This window comes from Cognatundibacterium rugosum (genome assembly GCF_014284365.1).
Classification (GTDB): domain Bacteria; phylum Pseudomonadota; class Gammaproteobacteria; order Burkholderiales; family Burkholderiaceae_D; genus Undibacterium; species Undibacterium rugosum.
The window spans coordinates 1-4,549 of record NZ_JACOGG010000042.1 but is presented as its reverse complement, the minus strand read 5'-3'; the positions used below and the strand labels follow the sequence as shown (position 1 = coordinate 4,549).

General features: G+C 49.2%; 4 protein-coding genes and 1 pseudogene. All 5 read left to right on the top strand.

Going from position 1 to position 4,549, the window contains the following annotated elements:
- Window positions 1–1,039 precede the first annotated feature (1,039 nt).
- The 5 genes and pseudogenes from H8K47_RS17915 (at window position 1,040) to H8K47_RS17895 (ending at window position 4,100) form a co-directional block, all read left to right on the top strand.
- Window positions 1,040–1,555 (top strand): hypothetical protein, encoded by a 516-nt coding sequence (locus tag H8K47_RS17915; protein ID WP_186882713.1) that lies wholly within the window; start codon window positions 1,040–1,042, stop codon window positions 1,553–1,555.
- A gap of 90 nt (window positions 1,556–1,645) precedes the next feature.
- Window positions 1,646–2,113, top strand: a complete 468-nt coding sequence (locus H8K47_RS17910; RefSeq protein ID WP_186882712.1) for a hypothetical protein — start codon at window positions 1,646–1,648, stop codon at window positions 2,111–2,113.
- 295 nt (window positions 2,114–2,408) lie between these two features.
- On the top strand, window positions 2,409–2,888 hold the full coding sequence (locus H8K47_RS17905) for a DUF4188 domain-containing protein (protein WP_186882711.1): 480 nt from the start codon (window positions 2,409–2,411) through the stop codon (window positions 2,886–2,888).
- 95 nt (window positions 2,889–2,983) lie between these two features.
- Window positions 2,984–3,160 (top strand): annotated as a pseudogene (locus tag H8K47_RS17900) (monooxygenase family protein); the annotation flags it as partial.
- 151 nt (window positions 3,161–3,311) lie between these two features.
- On the top strand, window positions 3,312–4,100 hold the full coding sequence (locus H8K47_RS17895; protein ID WP_186882710.1) for a hypothetical protein: 789 nt from the start codon (window positions 3,312–3,314) through the stop codon (window positions 4,098–4,100).
- Window positions 4,101–4,549: the final 449 nt, after the last annotated feature.

Sequence of the window (4,549 nt, the reverse complement as noted above, 5' to 3'; positions counted from 1 at the left end):
GTTGGGGCGTCGCTTCCTGCGCACCGGTGTAGTTAGTAGTTCCAAAGTAGCTCCCGCTAATATTTAACGGGAACTACTTTGAAGATTTTTAATGCTGACGTCCAGACGGTTCTGGTGAGGCGCTTACTCAAAGACCCACATGCCTACTTGTCAAAACTCGCAAGGGAAACGAGCTCGTGAATATATTGCCTAACCTGGCGTTCAACCCTGTTCGCATCACTCTCTGGACATTGTGCGATGAATCAGCGCAGCGCCGGTTAGCTCTACGTTATCCTCTATGAGACGACTCGCAACCGACATACTCTTCTTTACCCTAGCGCTAGTTGGAACAGCTTGCCTGCGGCTTCAAATCGAACTGCGTCTTAACCAATTAGAGCTTGATTACTTGTCTGATGCCCTCTTTCTCGTCCTTGACGTCTACACAATGCTCTCTGCGCTCTCGTATGCAATAGCATTCTTTCTTGGCGGAGCAATGACTTGGATTGCTCTTCGACGGAGACCGTCAGCGGTGTGGATGGCGGTGTCCGTTGGAGTCATTTTTATCGCAGCTTGCGCTGCGGTCAGATTACCAGAACCTCTGACTTCGCACTCTCCCGCGACTAAATTCGGCATTTGGGTTCTGTATTGGACAAATCTATGGGGGCCGCCATCATTTGCCTTCGTCGGCGCAATTTCCATGCGCGGCCTGTATAAGCTTTTGCCGAAAAATGTGGGCTAACCGGTCGTTCGAGCAAACTCGCGTAGGCAAGCTGCTACAAGTCTGCTCAGGTTAGGCATACCGTATTAATCGAGTGAGTTTTTAGGCCATTAGTCAAAGCACTACCCTGAACTTTTCACGCCAGACCCATCTTCTTTTTTACACAAACAAACTACTGACGAGCTGTTTCTTTATTGCCAATTCCATCGCCCCGCTTTACAATCAGTCACCATTTTCCATCAGGATCAGCGTGCGTTATGTCTCGTCGCTCAACTAACAGCCTAACGAACTGTTGCAGCGGATCGCCTGCAGCGCCTGCTGAACTCAAACGTTAGAGTCCGAATGAATACACGCCATCTACTCGTTATTGCTCTTGCTGCACTGTTGAATCTTCCAATGGCGGCACATGCAGAAGATGTTGGCATTCTTCATTTACGCCCACTGCATCTCCAACTGCCTCCTACTTGGCAATTTGATGGCAATAAAACCCCATTAGAAGGTTATGGGCCAAATGGTGAGAAAGTCCTCATCACAATCATGCGCCGTAAAAATGAGTCCGCCCCTCCCGCTACTGAAATTGCAAAAGGGTTTGCGGAAAGTCAGATGAAAAAACTAGGCGAGAAGGGGAATCTTTCAATTAGCCGTCCCCTTGCCCAACTGCCTACGCCTACAGGAAAAATTGGCTTTTCTGTTGCGTCCGAAAGCACCTCTCCCATGGGTGGGAACCGATATTTTGTTCAATACCTTCTTGCAGGTGAGTCGGCTCTGTTTTATCTCACGGTAGAAGGACGCGGAGATGTTGCTCCAATGGTTGAACAATTCAATTCGTTTATTGCGACTCAGACATGGGACAACTAGGCTCTAACATTATGGTCAAGACCGCTCCAGCCTTCGGCTTCCGCTGGACGTCCCGCAGCGCTGGCTGAACTCAAACGTTAGAGCGCAAGAATGCAACTTGGTCTTCACGCGAACGTATGCGATTCGGCTACCGCCCATATCGTGTCGGCTTTGCACAAACCCTTTGCCGCGCTTAGTGCAGCACTCTCCGGCGAATACGGTGGGCCGATGGAACACTTGTGGATTGACCTGGAGCTCGTCGAACATATTGCAAGGCCCGTCGGAAAGGCCAAATTCCCCTTTCGATTTCAAAAGCGAGTCTCGGGCCGGTCCCATTTCGGGCTGCCCCCGACCCCGGACAATTTCAACGTGGGACACTACAGTGTGCGACCCGATTTCCAACTACTTGCTTCAATGAGTGCTGAGCAAGCTGTGCCGTACGTCCTGGCGTTGATCTATGAATCGGTGAAGCAGCTCAGCAAGAAGCAGCTTGGGGGCTTCGATGTAGCTCTCTTTCGAAACAATTTTCGCAATGAATGCACACGACTTGGGTATGAGGTGGCTTGCGATACGTTCTAACGAGTCGGCTCAGCTTCAACCTTGGGCATATCGTGTTGATTGAGTGAGTTTTGAGACCACCAGTCAAAACACTACCCGGAACTTTTCACCCCAGGCTCACCTTCATTTTTGACACACGAAAACCGCTGACACTCTGTTTCATTATTGCCAATCTCACTTCCCCGCCTTACAATCAGTCATCATTTTTAATCAGGGTCAGCGCGCGTTATGTCCCGCCAATCAACAACCAGCCTGACGAACCGTTGTAGCGGATCGCCTGCGGCGCCTGCTGAAGTCATACGTTAGGGCTCATCTCATGATCAAAAGAGAACGAATAACAGCGACGCTTGAGGGAGACTTCGTTGTCTTTCTCATCGGGATGAGAATCAACAAACCTTTGTTGGTTCACAAGTGGTTTCCTGTTGCTCAGGCCATGCCTCGCATGATCAAAGAGTTGAGCCGCCAACCCGATCTAGGCTTCATTCACGCTGAAATGTGGTTCTCTCGCACCATCATCTTGGTGCAGTACTGGCGCTCAATGGAGCAGTTGCTGGCGTACGCAAAAAACAAGGAAGCCGAGCATCTGCCTGCCTGGCGCTCGTTCAACCAAGCAGTTGGAACCGATGGCTCAGTGGGTATCTGGCATGAAACCTACAAGGCTTCACCTGGCAGCTACGAAAGCGTATACGTCAATATGCCTCCGTTTGGCCTAGGTAAGGCCGGCGTTTTGCAGCCCGCAACTGGCGGAAAACAATCCGCTTCAGGTAGGTTGAGCGGTGGGCACAATGCGCCCTAACCCTTCATTCAACGGGACTGAACTCCGGCCAGCCCGTTAATTCGAACGTTAGGCATATCGTATGGATTGAGTGAGTTTTCAGACCAGCAGTTGGAACCGATGGCTCAGTGGGTATCTGGCATGAAACCTACAAGGCTTCACCTGGCAGCTACGAAAGCGTATACGTCAATATGCCTCCGTTTGGCCTAGGTAAGGCTGGCGTTTTGCAGCCCGCAACTGGCGGAAAACAATCCGCTTCAGGTAGGTTGAGCGGTGGGCACAATGCGCCCTAACCCTTCATTCAACGGGACTGAACTCCGGCCAGCCCGTTAATTCGAACGTTAGGCAAATCGTATTGATTGAGCGGGTTTTCAGGCCATCAGTCAAAACGCTTTCCAAAAATTTTCGCACTAGCCCCACCCTTGTTTTACCTCAAGCAAACTGATGACAATCTGTTTCTTTATTGCAAATTTCATCACCACAATTTACAATAAGTCATTGTTTTTTATCAGAACCAGCGTGCGTTATGCCTCATCGCTTAACGACTACCAGCCAACGAACCGTGGCAGCGGATCGCCTGCGGGGGCGCTGAGTTCACACGTTAGGGGTACTATGATGCTACGTAAATTACATCGAATTTCGGCATTGCTGCTTGCGGTATTTGCGATCGTTCACATCATCAATCATCTGGTTGGACTCGCTGGACTTGAGGCGCATATAGCGTTTATGCATTCCTTTCGCGCCGTTTATCGCTATCCACTCGTAGAGGCAATGTTGCTCGCGGCGGTGACATTTCAAATTTTTTCCGGCCTTTTATTTGTAGTTCGTGGATGGAAGCATAGACGTGGTTTTATTCCGTGGTTGCAGGCTGGGTCAGGCGCTTATCTTGCATTCTTTTTTCTCAATCATGTCGGCGCTGTCCTGTTTGGTCGCTCAGCATTACTGTTAGACACGAACATCTACTACGCAGCGGCAGGTCTATATGTCCATCCATTTCAATACTTTTTTGCGCCTTACTATTTTCTTGCAGTTCTGGCATTTTTCACGCATTCAGGATGTGCTTTGTATTGGCAGTTTCCAGCTAAGTCCCGGTTTGCTCGGCAACTTGCAGTTTCACTACCAGTAGTTTTAGGTTTTGGCGTGTCATTGCTTATCGTATTGATGCTTTCGGGTAAATTTTACCCAATAGAAATCCCTACTGAATACAAAGCTACGTTTGGTGCGCGCTCTTAACCAGGTGCAAACGTCGACCGTTTGCAGCGGGGGATTTGCTTTGCAAAATTTCATGCCCCGCTGCACATCACTTCGCCGGCAAGCCCTAAAATCAATTAAAGTTACATTTTTTTTAACGCAACGATATTCATCTTTCCCCTGCAGTTCAATGTACTGTAACGATTAGCGAAAGCCTGAGTATTTCAATAGAATTGATTGTTGCTGGCGATAATTAAAAAATATCCCCTTAAAGTGCATCAATTATCTTGCCTAACCCATCATTCAAGCGGGACGCCTGACAGCGCCCCTTATTTCACACCTTAGGCTCTGGAGAGCGAAAGGCAGTAAGCGCCCGGTCATCACAGGTTGACCGGTTCTGATATGGATGATGGAAATTATTGAGCAAGCTTCCAGTTGTGTGGCAGTAGTTCGCCGATGCGGCTGAATGGTTGCAATGGTAGCCTTTCCAA

What these genes read in the sequence shown, in the direction of transcription:
- H8K47_RS17915 (WP_186882713.1), top strand. Translation starts at nt 1,040, where the DNA reads ATGAATACACGCCATCTACTCGTTATTGCTCTTGCTGCACTGTTGAAT.
- H8K47_RS17910 (WP_186882712.1), top strand. Translation starts at nt 1,646, where the DNA reads ATGCAACTTGGTCTTCACGCGAACGTATGCGATTCGGCTACCGCCCAT.
- H8K47_RS17905 (WP_186882711.1), top strand. Translation starts at nt 2,409, where the DNA reads ATGATCAAAAGAGAACGAATAACAGCGACGCTTGAGGGAGACTTCGTT.
- H8K47_RS17895 (WP_186882710.1), top strand. Translation starts at nt 3,312, where the DNA reads ATGACAATCTGTTTCTTTATTGCAAATTTCATCACCACAATTTACAAT.